The sequence below is a fragment of the Thalassospira sp. MCCC 1A02491 genome (assembly GCF_001613785.1).
GTDB lineage: Bacteria > Pseudomonadota > Alphaproteobacteria > Rhodospirillales > Thalassospiraceae > Thalassospira > Thalassospira povalilytica.
The window spans coordinates 20805-39040 of the sequence record NZ_LPVX01000013.1 but is presented as its reverse complement, the minus strand read 5'-3'; the positions used below and the strand labels follow the sequence as shown (position 1 = coordinate 39040).

The following is an 18236-nucleotide window of genomic DNA, read 5'->3' as shown; positions in this document are numbered from 1 at the left end:
CACCCCCCGCCGATAAAGCTGATGCCGGGATTGGCGGGGCTGGCGGGACTACTGAGGCTACCGGAAACGCATCGCCTGCGGCGGCGGCACCGCCAGCCGGGGCGACAGCGGACGATCGGCCATCACCGGCCAAATCACGTAAAAAGACGACGGCTGCAAAAAATGCTGCAAAGGGGCAGGGGAAGAATGATCAGTCCGATGCGACCAAAACCGCTTCCGCCAAAAAGGCAAAGTCAGAAACGGGCAGGGCCACGGCCGCTTCCGATGCACATGGCAGTCGAGATGACGAGCTGGCTCAGCTCGCGCGCCGCATTGCCGATCTTTCTGAAACAATTGCTGCCCTGGAAGCCGGAACTGAAGGAACAGGCGGAAAACCTCCTTCGCGAGATTGAAGCCTTCCATCCTGACGATATCGCCCAGGCTCTGGATCGTGTCGCCTTTGACCGGCATGCCGGATTCCATGACGGGGTGCGGTCCTATCAACGCCATCCTTATCGCCGCCCGCGCGACGGGGCCGATGGCGATATCCCGGTCATCTGGGAAGACGGATCGACCCGTGTATATGATTATGGTGCCCTGAGCCCCGATGATGATCAGGCGGCGGGCAAATATGTGTTGCTGGTGCCATCGCTGGTCAATCGCGGCTATATCCTTGATCTCAATGAGAAACGCAGCTTTGCCCGCTATCTCGCCAAATGCGGCTATCGCCCGCTTCTGGTCGAATGGGGCTATCCGGGGCTTGATGAAGCCAATTTCGGACTTGATGATTATATCGCTGCCCGTCTGGTGACCATCCTTCAGGATGTCGCCGATATGAATGGCGGGCCGGTTCCGGTGGTCGGCTATTGCATGGGCGGGGTTCTGGCACTGGCGGCGACACTTCTGGACCCGGCACAGGTTTCAAAGCTTGTCCTGCTCGCCACCCCGTGGGACTTCATGGCGGCCGGCCCGACCCAGTCGCGCATTGCGGCCGCCTTTGCGCCGTCACTGCCCCATATGCTGGCCATTCATGACACCTTGCCGGTCGATGTGCTGCAAAGCCTGTTTGCCAGCCTCGATCCCTTCATGATTGGTGAAAAATTCCGCCGTTTTGGTCAGATGGCAACCGATTCCGCCCGGGCGCATGATTTCGTCGCCCTTGAAGACTGGCTTAATGACGGCGTGCCGTTAACGCGTCGGGTGTCGGTCGATTGTCTGATCGGCTGGTATGTCGAAAACAAACCGGCCAAGGGCGAATGGCAGATTGACGGCATTGATATCAATCCGGCGGATTTGTCCTGTCCGGTGCTGGCGGTCATTCCGGAAAATGACCGCATCGTGCCGCCCGAAAGTGCGCAGGCCCTGTTTGATGCCTTCCCCGAAGATCTGCGCACTGAACTTCACCCGTCAAGCGGCCATATCGGCATGATGGTCGGATCGCGCGCCGAAAAATCAACGTGGGAACCGGTGGCGAAATGGTTGGCAGGTGACAGGCCCGCGCCATAATCAGCCTGCCCCTTAATCAGCCTGATGTATCGGTCACCAGTTGATCGGGTTCCGGGTCGGGTTTGCGGTCCCAGCGAATGGTCAGGCGGGCGAGAAGCGCGATGATGATCAATGTCAGGATCACCCGCCCGACCAGAACCACCCAGATATCGGCACCAAGTGCCAGCATGATCGCCGTATCCTCGATCAATGAATGCGACAGCGACAACCAGCTCAGTGACAGGAAAAGCGTGCGCGGCGGGTAATTGTTCTTGCGCGCATCATCAATGATCAGCGCCCCGCCAAATGTCAGACCCAGCAACACACCAATGGTCGTGACCGGGGCGACATCGCGCGACAGGCCCGACACCCGCAGGATCGGCGACAGGGCAAGGGTGAACTTGTCGGTAAGCCCCGTGACCTTCATGACATCAAGCACCACCAGAAGCGCGGTTATCACGGCAAAACTGACAATCAGCGACTTGACGGTCTGCACCACCCAGTCCCCCCAACCGGCAAGCCCGGATGCGGTTTCACTGACCGTGCTGCCGGCCATCCATGAAAAATCCACCGGCTCGGACAGCCAGCCGGTCATATTGCTGACCCATGTGACCAATGCGCCATACCCGATGGCCGCCCCGATCCGAAGGGCCGTGGTGGCAATCAGGCTGGCACCGGCCCGTTTGACAATCGCCTGTTCGACCGGAAGACCATGGGCAAACAGCATCATGGCGCAAAGCGCGCTTAACTGTGCGGCCGTCATATCAAGATGGGCCGATAACCCGATAAAGGCCCCAACCGCGCCATACATGCTGACCAGCGCGCAGGTCGCCCAGATCAGGCCCGCCTCGGCCGGCAACCCGATCAATGACATCACCGGCGTCAAAAGATCCGACGCCACCTTGATCGCGCCGAATTCCTCGGCAATGCGGACAATGATCATCACCGGCAGCATCACCTTCATCAGGGTGATGAAAAGCTTCTGGCTGCGATTGATCAGATCAAAAACATAACGTTGCATGGCACGGGTCATCGGGGCGGTTATCCGTTGGTCATGATGTGGCGGGCCCTTTGGCGCGCGCAAGGATCACATCCGACCAGGTTGAAGTTGGGGCGGTGGCAGTTCGACTGAATGATCTTCCCGGCATCTCTGGGGCAAAGATGCCGGTCTGTCCATCCCGTTCTGTGACAGTCATTGACAGGGGGCAAACCTGTCATCGCAATTTGTTCGCTGGTGGGCGAGGGTCTCTGATGCCCCGGATCATGCCATGCGTTCCCGATGGGTGGGCGGCGAATTTGCGCAAACGCACGCAATGTGGCAGCGTTGTGTGATAAAATCGCGCTTTGGAGTTGCGTGTCTATGGCCGAACTGGATCAGATCGATATGAAAATCCTGCGTCTGTTGCAGACAGATGCAGACATCCCCAATGCCGAACTGGCCGAACGGATCGGCCTTTCGCCATCGGCCTGCTTGCGCCGGGTCGCCAGGCTGCGTGAAAACGGGGTGATTCGCAAAACAGTCGCGGTCATTGATCCGGCCTTTGTCGGCCGGCCCCTGACCGCGGTGATCAATCTTGAATTCCACCGGCACGGCAATCGCTATCGCCAGGACTTCATTGCCAAGGTCCGCGACCTCGCCGCGGTTCAGCAATGCTATCTTGTCACCGGCGAAGTCACCGGCGTTCTGGTTTTGCATATGCGTGACATGGCCGAATATACCGCCCTGTGTGAAACGCTTTTTGACGCCGATGACAATATCGTCTGGTACCGAACCTATATTGTGACAGAAGTCCTAAAAGATGAACCGGGGCTTGCGATCTAGGGGCGCAAGGCGCACACTCTTAATCACAGGTTATGCGAAGACGTGGCGTAAATCGGCTTTGGGGTGTGGTCCGGCGGGGCTGTCCGAAAGTGGTAGGCATCAATGCTTGGAAAATTGTTGCAGTGCGATAATATCGTCATAGGACCATGTCTGGGCAGAAATGAAAAATCGTTGCCCGGTCCAGGGAAACGTAATCAGGAATAATCGGAGGGTTTCATGACCGACGTCGTAATTGTGGGTGCAGCGCGTACACCAATCGGCGCATTCAGTGGCACGCTGGCGAATACGCCGGCACATGATCTGGGTGCTGTTGCCATCAAGGCTGCACTGGAACGCGCGGGCGTTGAAGGGGACGCGGTGGATGAAGTCATCCTCGGCCAGGTTCTCACAGGTGGTCAGGGGCAGAACCCCGCCCGTCAGGCCGCCATCGGTGCGGGCATCTCGGATCGCGCAACCGCCTTTTTGATCAACCAGGTCTGTGGTTCGGGTCTGCGCACGGTGGCCCTTGCCGCCCAGCAGATCATGACCGGGGACGCCAATATCGTGGTTGCCGGTGGTCAGGAAAACATGTCACTTTCAACCCATGTCGCACATCTGCGCGCCGGGCATAAAATGGGCGATGTCAAATTCATCGACAGCATGATCAAGGACGGCCTGTGGTGTGCTTTCAACGGCTATCACATGGGCAACACGGCTGAAAACATTGCCGCCAAATGGGGCATTTCGCGCGAAGAACAGGACGCCTTTGCTGCCGGTTCCCAGAACAAGGCCGAAGCCGCCCAGAAATCCGGCCGCTTCAATGATGAAATCGCTGCGGTAACCATCGCCAACCGCAAGGGCGATATCGTCTTTGATACCGATGAATATCCGCGCCATGGTGCAACCGCCGAAGGCATGGCCAAATTGCGCCCGGCCTTTGACAAGGAAGGCACGGTCACGGCCGGCAACGCATCGGGCATCAATGACGGGGCTGCTGCCCTTGTTGTGATGTCCGCAGCCGAGGCTGCCAAACGTGGCCTGACCCCGCTTGCAACGATCAAAAGCTGGGCGACGGCGGGTGTTGATCCGGCCATCATGGGCTCAGGTCCGATCCCGGCCTCGAAAAAGGCCCTTGAAAAAGCCGGCTGGTCGGCCGCCGATCTTGACCTGATCGAAGCCAACGAAGCCTTTGCCGCCCAGGCAATTGCGGTCAATCGTGACATGGGCTGGGATACCGACAAGGTCAATGTCAATGGCGGTGCGATTGCGCTTGGCCATCCGATCGGGGCATCGGGCGCACGTGTCTTCACCACGCTGCTGTATGAAATGCAGAAACGCGACGCGAAAAAAGGTCTCGCGACGCTTTGCATCGGTGGCGGCATGGGAGTTGCGCTGTGCGTCGAGCGCTAACGCAAGTTTCTGACTGAATTTTCTGCTGCGCGGGGCGTCCTCTTGAATGGGGGAGGCCCCGTTTGCATTTCGGAAAGTCATGTTGCAGTGCGACGAAAGACTAAACCGACCGGCTGACATAGATCATGGAGAAGTAATAAAATTACATATATAAGGTATTTTATGGATTAAAGTTACGTGCGTCGTAGAAGGGCAAACTACGAGACTCGTTATGAAGACAGGCTTGATGAACGAAGTTTAGGGAGGCGACCATGACAAAAACAGCACTGGTAACCGGTGGAACCCGCGGTATTGGCAAGGCAATCAGCCTGGCGCTCAAGGATGCGGGCTATACCGTCGTTGCGAACTATGCTGGCAATGACGAGGCCGCAAAGGCCTTCAGCGATGAAACAGGCATTGCAACCTGCAAATGGAGCGTCGCGGATCCCGATGGCTGTGCGGCTGGCATCGCCAAGGTCGAGGCCGATATTGGCCCGATCGATATTCTGATCAACAATGCCGGCATCACCCGTGACGGTTTCATGCATAAAATGGAAACCGAACAATGGCATGCAGTGATCGAAACCAATCTCAGCTCGCTATTCTATATGACCAAACCGGTTCTTGAAGGCATGCGGGCCCGCGGCTTTGGCCGCATTGTCAATATTTCCTCGATCAACGGGCAGGCCGGCCAGTTCGGCCAGACCAACTATTCCGCGGCCAAGGCCGGTGTGCACGGCTTTACCAAGGCCCTTGCCCAGGAAGTTGCGCGCAAGGGCATTACGGTCAACACCATCGCGCCGGGCTATATCAATACCGACATGGTGGCGGCCGTCCCGGAAAAGGTTCTCGAAGGCATCGTTGCCAAAATCCCGGTCGGCCGACTGGGCGAAGCCGACGAAATCGCTCAGGCGATCCTCTATCTTTGCGGCCCGAATTCCGGCTTCATCACCGGTTCCTGCCTGTCGATCAATGGCGGTCAGCACATGTTCTGATCCCGCCTGCGCCGGATCAAAACAACGCCCCGCAGACAAATTTGCGGGGCGTTTTGTCGATCCGGGATCAGGCTGCCAATACATCCCTGGTCGAGACAATCTTGGCAAAGGTATCACCCAGCATGGTCAGTTCGTGGCGATGCAGGTCAGCGGCCGGTATTGTCTTGCCGCTGATTGCATCGGGCAGATCGCGCGTGGTGGTGGCATCCGATACCACCGTGACCCCGTATCCCTTTTCATCGGCGACCCGGGCGGTGGTTGATACACAAACATGTGTCATGAAGCCGGTGATCACCACCTGCTTGAAACCGCCTTGTTGCAACAGTTCGTCAAGTCCGGTGCCACCAAACGAACTTGGGACCGATTTGGTCAGGATTGCCTCACCCTCCTTGGGGGCAACCTCGGCCATGATCGCGGCATAGGGGCCGCTTGGATCAAACAGGCCGGTTGCGTGATGCTGAATATGGATAACGGTCCCGCCCTGTGCCCGCCAATGGCTCAGAAGTTTCTGAATATTGGCCAGTGCGGGCTCAAGACCCGACAGTTGCAGTTTGCCGCTGCGGTATTCTTCCTGTGCGTCAATCACGATCAGGGCGGCATCATCGGGTGTTCCGGTCACAAGACTAGCCCCGGCAAGATCAAAAATGGTTTTCGCAGTCATTTTCGGCATCCTTTGTTTGTTTCGCTGATGCCCCATCATGTCTCTGCGAAATTGCATTATCCATCGGCAATAATTCGATTATAATCTGCAAAAATGCAGATCAGTGGAATGTATGATGTCACTTGATTGGGAAGGATTGCGGACCTTTGCCCATGTTTGTCAGGCCGGGAATATGAGTGCCGCTGCCCGTGAACTCGGGGTGAACCAGACGACGGTGGCGCGCCGCATTGCCCGGCTGGAAGAATGGGTGGGCTATGCCATTTTGCACCGCGATGGTCGTGCGCTGGCACCAACCGCCCGTGCGCAGGTTCTGTTGCAAACAGCCCAACACATGCAGGACACGGTATCGGATTTGCTGACACGCGATCCGGTTTCCGAACAGGCTGACGGGGCTGTTGGCGGCATTGTGCGCCTGACCGGGGTTGATGCGATTTTACAAGATTGCGTCGCCCCGCATATCGCCGATCTGCATCAACGCTTTCCGAAAATTGCTTTGGAACTGATCGGGGCCAACCGCAATCTCAGTCTGCCACAACGTGAAACCGATATCGCCATCCGCCTGGCCCGACCCGATAGCGGGGCGTTTCATATCCGCAAGCTCGGCCATCTTGAATATGGCATCTATTGCAATCCGAACGGGCTGCCGGCAACCGCGATGGATCCGCAAACCCTGCCATGGATCGACCTTGACGAATTCTTTGCCGACAAGCCCGAACAAAAATGGCTGGCCGATCATTTCCCCGACCGGACAGTTATTGGCTATGCCAATCGCGGATCGATCATGGTTTCTATGATGACGGGGTATGCCTGTTGCGCCCTTTTGCCCCGATGCGTCGGGGAACGCATCGACTTTCTCAGATGCCTGGATACCTACCACCCGACCGGCCGCGAAGTCTGGCTTCTAGCCCATCAGGAAAAACGCCATCTGCCCCATGTCCGCGCCGTCATCGACTGGCTGACGGGCATCCTGCTTGACGGGGATTTCATTACACGTTTGTGATTGTGATGGTGGCCGGTTTGCTGGATCTGGCAACCGTCAAGGCATTGGGCAGATCATTATGCTCGGCTTTGGTGATGGCTGATTGATGGTCAAAACCAAGGCCCTGCCACCGGTCAATCAGGCGTGCGCGCAGGGTTTCTTCAGGCACTTCAAGAAACACCGACAGATCAAAAAGCCCGTGAAGCCCGTTCCATGGTTCCTGATCAAGCAACAGGTAATTGCCTTCGACCAGAATGATGCGGTGGCGCGGCGAAATGGCGCGTGCCGATCCGCGTGATATTTCAAGTGCGCGGTCAAAAACCGGCACATAGATCTCTTCATCTGGGCTATCGCGCAGCGCAAGCAGGATGCGCTTCAATCCCCCGACATCAAAGGTGTGCGGAGCACCCTTGCGTGATAACAGCCCGCGTTGTTTCAGGATCGCATCATCAAAATGAAAACCATCCATCGGCACAACAGCAGCACCGGCTTCATCACCCCCCAGATGGTGATAAAGCCGGTCGGACAAATGTGATTTGCCCGATGCTGGTGCCCCGATGATCGCAACCAGGATGCGCTGATCATCAGTTTGTTGTGCGCGGATCATCGCCGCCAGTTCGTCAATGTCGGGTGTCATCTGGGTTGGGTCTTCTGGAATTGATGTCTTGTGGTTTTTTGTTTTTGAACGGGCGGGCCAAGGCTGCTTTGGGCCATCCTGCCCCGTCCGGTCTGGTGTCATGCCATTATCGGGACAACCAGCATCGGATCATGTGGTGGCATCCGCCGCGGGTGGTTCCATGGCCCCGGTCATGAAGGCAACCGCATCGGACATGCTGTAATCATCGGGTTTGATGGTACAAAGCCGTTTGCCCAGCCGATGGACGTGAATGCGGTCCGCGACCTCGAACACATGGGGCATATTGTGCGAAATCAGCACAATCGGCATGCCGCGCGCCTTCACATCGGCAATCAGATCCAGCACACGCCGGCTTTCCTTCACACCAAGCGCGGCGGTCGGTTCATCCATGATCACGACGCGCGATCCGAATGCCGCCGCCCGCGCGACCGCAACCCCCTGGCGTTGTCCCCCAGAAAGGGTCTCGACCGCCTGGTTGATGTTCTGAATGGTCATCAGGCCAAGCTCGGACAGTTTTTCACGCGCCAGCCGTTGCATTTCCTTGTGATCAAGCGCACCGAAATATTTGCCCATGATGCCCTTCTTGCGAAGTTCGCGCCCCATGAACATGTTATCGGCAATCGACAGGGCCGGCGACAGCGCAAGGTTCTGATAAACCGTCTCGATCCCGGCTTCGCGGGCCTCCATCGGCGATGTGAAACCGATCGGCTTGCCATCAAGTTCGATGCTGCCTTCATCAATCGTGATCGCCCCTGAAAGCGCCTTGATCAGCGATGATTTCCCCGCCCCGTTATCGCCGATAACGGCCAGAACCTCGCCGGGATAAAGATCGAAATCGGCATGATCAAGTGCGGTTACCCGGCCATAGCGTTTGACAATCCCGCGCGCCCGAAGAACCGGTTTTGCTGTGTTGCTCATGACGACACCTTTCTGATCCACTGGTCAATGGCCACGGCAATGATGGTCAGCCAGCCAATGGCAAAGACCTGCCACAGAACATCCACACCCGCCAAACGAAGCCCGGAATTGAACACGCCAACAATCAACGCCCCGATCAGCGGGCCGATGATCGACCCGCGCCCGCCAAACAGCGAGATGCCACCAATCACCACAGCGGTAATCGATTGAAGATTGGCCTCCTGAAAGCTTTGCGGTGAAACCGATCCGACCCGTCCGATCGATGCCCACGCCCCGATGCCGCATACAAGTCCGGCCAGACCGTAAACCATGATCAGGGTGCGGTTGGTGCGAATGCCCGAAAGCTCGGCGGCTTCCTTGTCATCGCCAATCGCATAAACATGCCGCCCCCAGCTGGTATGGTTCAGGATGTACCAAAGCACCCCGAAAATCACCAGCATCAGGATCGACCCATAGGTGATGCGTGCCCCGCCAAGCGCGATGCTTTCGCCAAAGAATTTCAAAAGCGGGGCAATTTCATCAAGCGTCTGGCTGCGGATCGACTGCGCGCCCGAAAGCCACAGATTAAGCGCAAAGAAAATGTTCCAGGTGCCCAGTGTGACGATGAAAGGCGGCAACTTGATCCGGGTGACCAGAAAACCGTTAAGGCCCCCGGCCGCAATCCCGCCGATACAGCCCGCAATGATCGCAATCGGGGCGGGCACGCCAAGGGTAATGGCAAGCTGGCCCATGATCACCGACATCAGAACCATGATCGCCCCGACCGAAAGATCGATGCCCGCGGTCAGGATGACAAGGCTTTGTGCCGCGGCCAGAATCCCGATGATCGAGACCTGCTGCATGATCAGCGACAGGTTAAAGGGTGAAAAGAATTTGCTGCCTGCAACAAAGCCGAAAATCACGATGGACGCGATCAGAACGATCACCGGTACCATCGTCGGGTTGCCGTGCAGGAAATGCTGCACATTGTCAAACAGGCTGCGTGATTTGTGTTCGAATGTTGCAATGGAGCGGTCACTGGATTCAAGCGACTGCTCGAAATCCTGTTTTTTGCGTGACGACTGAGCTGTATCGCTCATCTGTTCCTCCCGACCTGGTTCGGGTCTGTGCGGGGCAGGGTGCGCGCACGGCCCGGAAGTCACCCGTCCGGTTCTGATGACCGGTTTGGTTTGCGGATGTCGACCAAGTGTAATCTAAAGTGGGACAAGGAGGGCGAACTTCTTGCCGCCCTCCTTCGAAGCGGAAGGGATCCTTAACCCCAGCAGCGATCCGTGCCCTCGGCAACGCTGATTGACGGCACACCGTCAACAGGCTGGTCGGTCACAAGATTGACGCCGGTGTTATAGAAGTTCAGGCCCTGCGAATTCTGCGGTTTTTCACCGCTATCCGCCCATGCCTTGATTGCTTCGATTCCCTTGGACGCCATCAGAAGCGGATATTGCTGGGAGGTCGCACCAATCACGCCATCCTTGACGTTGGCCACACCCGGGCAGCCGCCATCGACCGAAACAATCAGAACGCCTTCTTCCATGCCAAATGCCTTGAGCGCCTCATAGGCACCCGCCGCGGCCGGTTCGTTGATCGTATAGACAACATTGATATCCGGGTCGCGTTGCATAAGGTTTTCCATGGCTTTGCGGCCACCTTCCTCATTGCCGCTGGTCACGTCGTGACCAACGATCCGGGCGTCATCCTCGTCCCCGATCTTGTTGGGGTCCTTGATGTCGATCCCGAAACCTTTCATGAAGCCCTGATCGCGCAAGACATCGACCGACGGCGCACTTGGCGACAGATCAAGCAGCGCGATTTTCGCATCACTTGCCTTGTCGCCCAGTTTGGCCGCCGCCCACTGACCAATCAGCTCGCCTGCCTTGAAATTGTCGGTGGCAAAGGTCGCATCGGCCGCATCGATCGGTTCAAGCGGCGTATCAAGCGCAATCACAAGCAGCCCGGCATCCCGGGCCTTTTTGACCACCGGCACAATCGCCTTGGTGTCCGATGCGGTCAGAAGAATACCCTTGGCCCCCGATGCAATGCAGGACTCGATGGCCTGGACCTGTGTTTCATGGTCGCCATCGATTTTCCCGGCATAGGTCGAAAGATCGATGCCAAGTTCCTCGGCCTTGGCCGAAGCCCCTTCTTTCATTTTGACAAAGAACGGGTTGATGTCGGTTTTGGTAATCAGGCAGGCCCCGATATCGGCAGCCTGTGCCGCATTGGGGGCAGCCGATAGGCCAAGAGCAAGCGCACCAAGGGTTGCGCCAAGAAGTGCTTTTTTCATGTGTTTCCTCCCAGGGATGAACCTGAATGGCTGATCGGTTTCGACCAGCACCATTTGTTTTCCAACAGATCGTGGCGCGCATTTTCTTCAGGGCCTTCAACCTGTCTGCCGCCTAGCACACACCAATCCGGCGGGGCTGTCAATTAATAAATCCGGTTGATTTATTAATTAATCCTGTCACTCTGAACCGCAATCGGGCATTAAAGGACCCGAGTGGGAGGACCAGATGACGCAAACCATATCGACCAGCCCCGACCAAACAGGGGCGGAAGATCAGGCAGCACGTCCGCTGCATCCGGGCGGCGGCGCCAATCAGCTGCGTGTGCGCGCCTATAATGAACGGCTTGTCCTGTCGCTGGTCCGCCGCAATGCCGGTCTGTCAAAGGCCGATATTGCAAGGCTTTCGGGGCTTTCGGCCCAGACGGTTTCCGTGATCATGCGCGCCCTTGAAAAGGACGGATTGCTCAAACGCGGCACCCCGGTCCGCGGCAAGGTCGGCAAACCCAAAGTCCCGATGGCGCTTAATCCCGACGGGGTATTTTCCTATGGTCTGAAGATCGGCCGGCGCAGTGCCGAACTGATCCTGCTGGATTTTGTCGGCACCGTGCGGGCGTCGCTCAAGGAAGCCTATAAATACCCGACCCCCGATGGCATCCGCCAATTTGTTCGGGACTCGATTGACCGCATCACCGCCGGTCTTGGGACGGATCAGCGCAACCGCATTGCCGGGATCGGCATTGCCGCCCCGTTTGAGCTCTGGAACTGGGTGGATGAAGTCGGCGCCCCGGTCGAAGACATGAATGCCTGGCGCGAAGTCGATCTGATCGACACCATCGGTGCCATCGTGCCATTCCCGGTCTTTCAGCAAAATGACGCAACCGCCGCCTGCGGGGCCGAACTGGTCTTTGGCCTTGGTCCGAACTATGCCGACTTTGCCTATTTCTTTATCGGATCGTTTATCGGCGGTGGCGTGGTGCTCAATCAGGCGCTTTATGCCGGGCGTACCGGCAATGCCGGGGCTTTCGGATCAATGCCGGTTTCCTCGCGCAGCGGCCATCCCAGCCAGTTGATCGATCAGGCATCGATCTTTGTGCTTGAAGATATGCTGACCCGTGACGGCCGTGATCCCGCCATGCTGTGGCGCGACCCGGACTATTGGAACACGCTGGGCGAAACCCTTGATATCTGGATCAGCCACACCGCACGCAGTCTGGCAATCGCCATTACCTCGGTCTGTTCGGTGATCGATTTCGAAGCGGTGATTGTCGATGGCGGCTTTCCGCCCGATGTCTGTGCCCGGCTGGTCGCGGCAACCCGGGCAGCCACCAGCGACCTTGACCTTCAGGGCATCGAACGCCCCCATATCGAACAGGGCCAGGTCGGCAGTGCCGCGCGTGCCATCGGGGCGGCAAGTCTGCCTTTATTCTCGCGCTATCTGCTTGATCAGAATGTCCTGTTCAAGCAGATGCAATAACCCCGGACCCGGACCCAGACCCTAGAAACTGTCCTTGCGCTTGCGGATCTCGGCAAAGATATCGACCGGGCTTTGGCCGTTCATGCCGATTGCTGCGGCAAGCGACGGCTCATCAGCCCGCAGGAACGGGTTGGTCGCAAGCTCGACATCAAGACGCGACGGAATGGTCGGCAAATTGCGCGCGCGCAGCCCGTCAATATCCTGACAGCGTGCAATCAGGATCGGATTGTCCGGTTCGATGGTTTTGGCAAAGCGCGCATTGGACTGGGTATATTCATGCCCGCAATAGACCTGGGTGCTGCCCGGAAGATCACGGAACTTGCAAAGAGAATCCCACATCTGTGCCGGTGTGCCTTCAAACAACCGCCCGCAGCCCAGCGCAAACAGGCTGTCACCCGAAAACAGCGCGGTAACCGCCGGGAAATAAAACGCAATATGGCCGCTGGTATGACCCGGAACGTCAAAGACCCGTCCCTTGAGATCCCCGATCAGAACCTGATCCCCCTCGGCGCATGTTTCATCCATATTGGGAATGCGCGCACTTTCCGCCGCCGGGCCCAAAAGCTTCGCCCCGTATTTTTCAATCAGTTCGCCATTGCCACCAATATGGTCATGGTGGTGATGGGTATTGATCACCAGATCAAGGTTCCAGCCCCGTTCCTCAAGGGCGGCAATCACCGGGGCTGCTTCGCCCGGATCAATCACGGCGGTGACGTCGCTGTAATGACAGCGCACAAGATAGGTGTAATTGTCTGAAAGACACGGAATAACGATCACTTCGCCCGCGGCCATGGCGTACCTCTGCACTGAATTTGTGTAATTGCCCCAAGACTATCAGCAAGGACTGTCTTGAAACAATCACCCAAAATCCAAAGATTTTGACATTCTATGCTAGGGTCGGGACCGAACTGTCTGCAAAGATGTTTCCGTGCCGCAAAGGGGATGATAGGTTTACCGAATGCCGCAGGATGTCGTTGATCTTCACCGTTTTTATGCCAGCAGTATCGGTCAGGCCGCCCGTCGCCTGATCCGCAGGCGCCTGCGCGTCATGTGGTCGGATGTGCGGGGCATGCGGGTGCTGGGCTTTGGCTATGCCACACCCTATCTGCGTCCCTTTATCGGCGAGGCCGAACGCGTCATGGCCTTCATGCCCGCCCGTCAGGGCTGCGTGCACTGGCCCGTGGACGAAGAAAACCGGGTTGCCCTGACCGAAGAAACCATGCTGCCGCTGCCGGACAGTTCGGTTGATCGCATTCTGCTGGTCCATCTGGTCGAACATTCCGATTCCATGCGCCGTCTGATGCGCGAATGCTGGCGGGTCTTGACGCCCAATGGCCGGATCGTGGTCGTGACTCCGAACCGAAGCTCGCTTTGGTCCTGGTCGGAAAAGACGCCGTTTGGTTATGGCCATCCCTATAGCGTGTCCCAATTGCAAAACCTGATGCGCGAAAACATGTTCCTGCCGGTCCAGCACAGCCGCGCGCTGTTCCTGCCACCGACCCAGCGCCGCCTGTTCCTGCGCTGGTCGCAGCTGTTTGAAAATATCGGATCGCGCCTGTTCAAGGCCTTTGCCGGTGTCTCGATCGTCGAAGCCGGCAAACAGCTTTATGCCAGCACCGGCACCCCGTCGCGCAAGCGCCGTCTGGTCCACATTCCGGTAACCGTACCGCCCCTTCGCCCGGCCGAAGGCAATCACCAGCATCAAAAGAACCACGTCCTGTCATCGCGGTCCGCCAGGGTCGATGTCGCCGACGCCGCCGATGATGCGCGGCTTACGGATCGGACCGACAAGCCCGCATGATGTCCGGGCCGGTTTGGCGCCCGGATCGGCAATGATCTGCAATGATCTGCAATGATCTGTTACCTCATGACAATTGACAGACCCGTGCAGTCTTCCCCCATAATAGGGGCATGAATTTCAGAAATGCTGTGCGAAATGCTGTCCGCTTTACGGGGTGCATGCTGGTCGGGGCTGTGCTGACCACATCGCTTTGCGCCCGCGCCGAGCCGGTCCAAAGCAGCAATATCCCGCGCACCATCACCCTTTATGCCGAAGACAGCAACCGTCCCTATGCCTATTTTGACGGAACCGGCGCCGAAGGCATCTATGTGCGCATCCTCAAAAAGGCCTTCGCCAGAATGCCGCAATATCATCTCGATATTGTCAGCGTGCCGTTTCGCCGCGGCATGGAATTGCTCAAGGATGGCAAGATCATGGGGTTTTTCCCGCCCTATGCGCGCAAGGACCGCGACTGGATTGACCGCTATTCGATCCCGATCCTGCGCGAAACGGTCGTCGTCCTGTGCAGCAATGATTACGCCCACAGCCACGATCTGAAAGTCTTTCCGCGCGATTTCAAGGATGCCCGTTTTGCCAATAATGCCGGCTATCGACTGGCGGGCGAGGCATTCTTTGACATGGTCGATGCCGGTGACATCACCCTTGAAGAAGCCAACACAACCGCCAGCAACCTGCGTTTTCTGATGGCTGGGCGGGTTGATTGCTATGTCAATGAACGCATGGCCATTCTGGCGGGAATGCGCGAACTTGCCATCGACAAGAACATGGCGCGCCTGTTCAACGAAACCGCCATCATCGGGCAGGAATTCGGCTTTGTTGCCTATGGCCCGGACCCGGATAACCAGTGGCCCTGGCGTGATCAGTTCGCCGATGACCTCGACAAGGCTCTGGCTGACATGCGCAACCAGGGCGAAATAGACCGGCTGGTTGTCGATTATTTCGCCTATTAGGTGCCGGCTCGTTCTGCTGTTGCCCGTGCCCGCATTGGCTGTCTCGGCCTAGCGCGCCGAAACCGCAAGCCCGATCCCGAAACTGACAAAGATGCTGCCTGAAATGCGCTGGAACCATTTCTTGCCATTCCCGGTCAGGAACTGGCGCGACCGGGCGGCAAACATCGAATAGGCCATGATCGATGAAAACGACATGATGACAAATGTCGTATCCATGATGGCAAATTGCGAAATCAGCGGCGCATTATGGTCGATAAATAACGGGAACAGCGCGGTAAAGAACGCAATGGCCTTGGGGTTGCTTGCCGAAACGATGAAACCCTGAACATAAAGGCGCAAGATACCCGGCGTGCGTCTGGGTTCGGTGCTGTTGACCCCTTCGACGGCGGGCAGTCTGCTGTCGCGCCAGAACTTGATGCCCAGCCAGATCAGATAGGCCGCGCCGACATAATGGATGATCGAAAACAGCACGCCCGATGTCAGGATCAGCGCGCCCAGACCCAGTGCGGATAACAACCCCATAAGCCCGGTCCCCGTCACACAGCCCAGCGCCCCGATCAGCGACGCACGCGGGCCGAACCGGATGCTGTTGGTAATGCCCAGCATGATGGCCGGGCCGGGGGTCAGGGTGGCGATAAAGACTGCCAGAAAATAAAGGGCGAATTGATCACTGGTCATGCTGGGGCGCTTTCATTGGGGCGGGCTCGATGCCGAACGCCATTCAATGGCATGGTCCAAGCGCGGTCAATTACCATGATTGCGCATCAGATGCGCAAAAACAAACAGGCCATCCGAACGACGGATGGCCTGTTCAAAGGTCTTGGGCAGATGACCGAACTTAATGTTCGATATCGCGCCAGATTTTGCGTTTCACCGCATACAGCATCGCCGTCAGCACAATCAGGAACAGGATGACCTTAAGGCCAAGCTCCTTGCGGGCTTCAAGTTCCGGCTGCGCCGTCCAGTTCAGGAAGGCAACAACGTCACGTGCATGCTGTTCCAGGGTTGCCGGGGTTCCATCGGTATATTCGACCGCTTCATCATAAAGCGGCGGTGCCATGGAAATCTGGTGGCCCGGGAAATAGTGGTTATAGGATTTGCCATCGGAAAGATCGAACCCTTCCGGGGCTTCTTCCTCGTAACCGGTCAGAAGCGCGAACACATAGTCCGGCCCCGCGACACGTGCTTTGGTCATCAGGGACAGATCAGGCGGAATTGCCCCGCCGTTCGAAGCAGCCGCAGCCTTTTCGTTCGGGAACGGAGACGGGAAATAATCCGACGGCTTGCCCGGACGGGTGAACATGTCACCATCGTCATTCGGACCGTCTTCAATGTCATATTCCGCCGCAATCGCCTTGATCTGGTCTTCGTTAAATCCAATGCCTTCAAGGTTGCGGAAGGCAATGAACCGCAGGCTGTGACAGCCCGCACAAACGTTTTTATAGACCTGGAAACCACGTTGCAGCTGGGCACGATCATACGTGCCAAACAGACCCTTCCAGCTCCAGTCCTGTGACGGCGGTACCGGGGCGTCCCCGGCAGCCTTGGCTGCGTTACCGGTGAATGCAGTTACCGCGAAGGCGGCAGCAATTGCGGTCAGTGCGAACTTACGCATTTGCACCCTCCTTCAAAACAGACTCACTGATGCTTGCCGGAAGCGGTTTGGTTCTTTCAAGCTTCCCGACCAATGGCATCACAACAAGGAAATGCGCGAAGTAATACAGCGTCGAAAGCTGACCCATCACGATAACCTTAAGACCCGGAATTCCCATGAAATAGTCATCCGGTGCCTTCGCCCCGCAATAGCCGAGGATGAAGGTATCGATCACAAACAGCCAGAAGAACCATTTGTAAACCGGACGGAATTTCGAGCTGCGAACCTTCGAGGTATCAAGCCACGGAATAACGAACAGGATGACGATCGATGCAAACATCGCCAGAACACCAAGCAGCTTTGCCGGGATGCCAAGGATGGTGAAATCGATCGAACGCAGGATCGCATAGAACGGCAGGAAGTACCATTCCGGCACGATGTGCGGCGGGGTTACCAGCGGGTTTGCCGGAATATAGTTGTCCGGGTGGCCAAGGTAATCCGGTGCAAAGAACACAAACGCACAGAAGAAGATCAGGAAAACGCCCAGCCCGAACAGATCCTTGATCGTGTAATAGGGGTGGAACGGAATGCTGTCTTGCGGGGTTTTGATTTCAACGCCGGTCGGGTTGTTCGACCGCACACTGTGCAGCGCCCAGACATGCAGGACAACAAGGCCCAGAATGACGAACGGCATCAGATAATGCAGCGAGAAGAACCGGTTCAGCGTCGGGTTATCAACCGAGAAACCGCCCCAAAGCCACGTCACCAGCGGATCGCCAATGATCGGGAAGGCCGAGAACAGGTTGGTAATAACCGTCGCACCCCAGAAGGACATCTGGCCCCAGGGCAGGACATAACCCATGAACGCAGTCGCCATCATCGCCAGAAGGATCAGGATACCGATCCACCACAGAACTTCGCGCGGCGCCTTGTAGGACCCGTAATACAGGCCACGGAAAATATGGATAAAGACGCAGATGAAGAACATCGATGCGCCATTCATGTGGATATAGCGGATCAGCCAGCCATGGTTCACATCACGCATGATGCGTTCGACCGACTCAAAGGCCATATCGGTATGCGGGGTATAGTTCATTACCAGGAAAATCCCGGTAAGGATCATCGTCACCAGAACAAAGCCCGCCAGGGAACCGAAGTTCCACATATAGGACAGGTTTTTCGGGGTCGGATATTCGTAAGCGGAATGGTGCAGCATGGAGATTACCGGAAGACGGTCATCAACCCATTTCACCACTTTGTTATTCCATTGAGGTGCGCTCATCATACAGCTC

18 protein-coding genes are annotated in these 18236 nt (G+C 57.1%); 8 read left to right on the top strand and 10 right to left on the bottom strand.

What is annotated here, in order from left to right; genetic code table 11:
* The first annotated feature begins 282 nt into the window (after positions 1-282).
* Positions 283-1485 carry an alpha/beta fold hydrolase gene (locus tag AUQ42_RS06755; RefSeq protein ID WP_231856702.1) on the top strand — a complete coding sequence of 401 codons (1203 nt, stop codon included), beginning with the start codon at positions 283-285 and terminating at the stop codon, positions 1483-1485.
* Between the two features lie 16 nt (positions 1486-1501).
* On the opposite strand, the gene AUQ42_RS06750 is transcribed toward AUQ42_RS06755, so the two are convergent.
* A complete protein-coding gene (locus AUQ42_RS06750) occupies positions 1502-2497 on the bottom strand; it encodes a hypothetical protein (protein ID WP_231856701.1) in 996 nt (331 codons plus the stop codon).
* A 327-nt stretch (positions 2498-2824) separates the two neighbouring features.
* On the opposite strand from AUQ42_RS06750, the gene AUQ42_RS06745 reads away from it, so the two are divergent.
* The 3 genes from AUQ42_RS06745 (at position 2825) to phbB (ending at position 5649) form a co-directional block, all read left to right on the top strand.
* A complete protein-coding gene (locus AUQ42_RS06745; RefSeq protein WP_068518336.1) occupies positions 2825-3286 on the top strand; it encodes an Lrp/AsnC family transcriptional regulator in 462 nt (153 codons plus the stop codon).
* 216 nt (positions 3287-3502) lie between these two features.
* Entirely contained in the window at positions 3503-4675 is a 1173-nt protein-coding gene (locus AUQ42_RS06740) for an acetyl-CoA C-acetyltransferase (protein WP_068518335.1), read from the top strand.
* Between the two features lie 251 nt (positions 4676-4926).
* Entirely contained in the window at positions 4927-5649 is a 723-nt protein-coding gene (phbB, locus tag AUQ42_RS06735) for an acetoacetyl-CoA reductase (RefSeq protein ID WP_068518334.1), read from the top strand.
* Between the two features lie 67 nt (positions 5650-5716).
* Here the strand turns inward: phbB and AUQ42_RS06730 are convergent, their stop codons facing one another.
* Positions 5717-6310 carry a cysteine hydrolase family protein gene (locus tag AUQ42_RS06730; RefSeq protein ID WP_068518341.1) on the bottom strand — a complete coding sequence of 198 codons (594 nt, stop codon included), beginning with the start codon at positions 6308-6310 and terminating at the stop codon, positions 5717-5719.
* 115 nt (positions 6311-6425) lie between these two features.
* Here AUQ42_RS06730 and AUQ42_RS06725 point away from each other — a divergent pair, with 115 nt between their 5' ends.
* Positions 6426-7310: a LysR family transcriptional regulator gene (locus tag AUQ42_RS06725; protein WP_068518340.1), complete on the top strand. Its 885-nt coding sequence runs from the start codon at positions 6426-6428 to the stop codon at positions 7308-7310.
* Here AUQ42_RS06725 and AUQ42_RS06720 read toward each other — a convergent pair.
* The 4 genes from AUQ42_RS06720 to AUQ42_RS06705 all read right to left on the bottom strand — a co-directional run bounded on the left by AUQ42_RS06720 (position 7297) and on the right by AUQ42_RS06705 (position 11125).
* Entirely contained in the window at positions 7297-7926 is a 630-nt protein-coding gene (locus AUQ42_RS06720; RefSeq protein WP_068518333.1) for a nucleoside triphosphate hydrolase, read from the bottom strand. The two genes, AUQ42_RS06725 and AUQ42_RS06720, sit on opposite strands and share 14 nt — an antisense overlap.
* Before the next feature lie 129 nt (positions 7927-8055).
* Positions 8056-8844: an ATP-binding cassette domain-containing protein gene (locus AUQ42_RS06715; RefSeq protein ID WP_068518332.1), complete on the bottom strand. Its 789-nt coding sequence runs from the start codon at positions 8842-8844 to the stop codon at positions 8056-8058.
* Positions 8841-9923 (bottom strand): ABC transporter permease, encoded by a 1083-nt coding sequence (locus AUQ42_RS06710; protein ID WP_068518331.1) that lies wholly within the window; start codon positions 9921-9923, stop codon positions 8841-8843. Before AUQ42_RS06710 ends, AUQ42_RS06715 begins: the two co-directional genes overlap by 4 nt.
* A gap of 173 nt (positions 9924-10096) precedes the next feature.
* Complete coding sequence (locus AUQ42_RS06705) at positions 10097-11125, bottom strand: sugar ABC transporter substrate-binding protein (RefSeq protein WP_068518330.1); 1029 nt, start codon at positions 11123-11125, stop codon at positions 10097-10099.
* A gap of 226 nt (positions 11126-11351) precedes the next feature.
* Here AUQ42_RS06705 and AUQ42_RS06700 point away from each other — a divergent pair, with 226 nt between their 5' ends.
* Complete coding sequence (locus tag AUQ42_RS06700) at positions 11352-12599, top strand: ROK family transcriptional regulator (RefSeq protein WP_082817767.1); 1248 nt, start codon at positions 11352-11354, stop codon at positions 12597-12599.
* Between the two features lie 21 nt (positions 12600-12620).
* Here the strand turns inward: AUQ42_RS06700 and gloB are convergent, their stop codons facing one another.
* The gene (gene gloB, locus AUQ42_RS06695; protein WP_068518329.1) at positions 12621-13391 is read right to left on the bottom strand and encodes a hydroxyacylglutathione hydrolase; all 771 of its coding nucleotides are present in this window, start codon (positions 13389-13391) and stop codon (positions 12621-12623) included.
* 166 nt (positions 13392-13557) lie between these two features.
* On the opposite strand from gloB, the gene AUQ42_RS06690 reads away from it, so the two are divergent.
* A complete protein-coding gene (locus tag AUQ42_RS06690) occupies positions 13558-14400 on the top strand; it encodes a class I SAM-dependent methyltransferase (RefSeq protein WP_231856700.1) in 843 nt (280 codons plus the stop codon).
* A gap of 110 nt (positions 14401-14510) precedes the next feature.
* Positions 14511-15350, top strand: coding sequence for an ABC transporter substrate-binding protein (locus AUQ42_RS06685; RefSeq protein ID WP_082817766.1), 840 nt, complete (start codon positions 14511-14513; stop codon positions 15348-15350).
* A 48-nt stretch (positions 15351-15398) separates the two neighbouring features.
* Here the strand turns inward: AUQ42_RS06685 and AUQ42_RS06680 are convergent, their stop codons facing one another.
* The 3 genes from AUQ42_RS06680 to AUQ42_RS06670 form a co-directional block, all read right to left on the bottom strand.
* Complete coding sequence (locus tag AUQ42_RS06680) at positions 15399-16028, bottom strand: LysE family translocator (protein WP_068518327.1); 630 nt, start codon at positions 16026-16028, stop codon at positions 15399-15401.
* Between the two features lie 160 nt (positions 16029-16188).
* Positions 16189-16965, bottom strand: a complete 777-nt coding sequence (locus AUQ42_RS06675) for a cytochrome c1 (protein WP_068518326.1) — start codon at positions 16963-16965, stop codon at positions 16189-16191.
* Positions 16958-18229 carry a cytochrome b N-terminal domain-containing protein gene (locus AUQ42_RS06670; RefSeq protein WP_082817765.1) on the bottom strand — a complete coding sequence of 424 codons (1272 nt, stop codon included), beginning with the start codon at positions 18227-18229 and terminating at the stop codon, positions 16958-16960. The genes AUQ42_RS06675 and AUQ42_RS06670 overlap by 8 nt, the downstream gene beginning before the upstream one ends.
* Between the last annotated feature and the right edge of the window lie 7 nt (positions 18230-18236).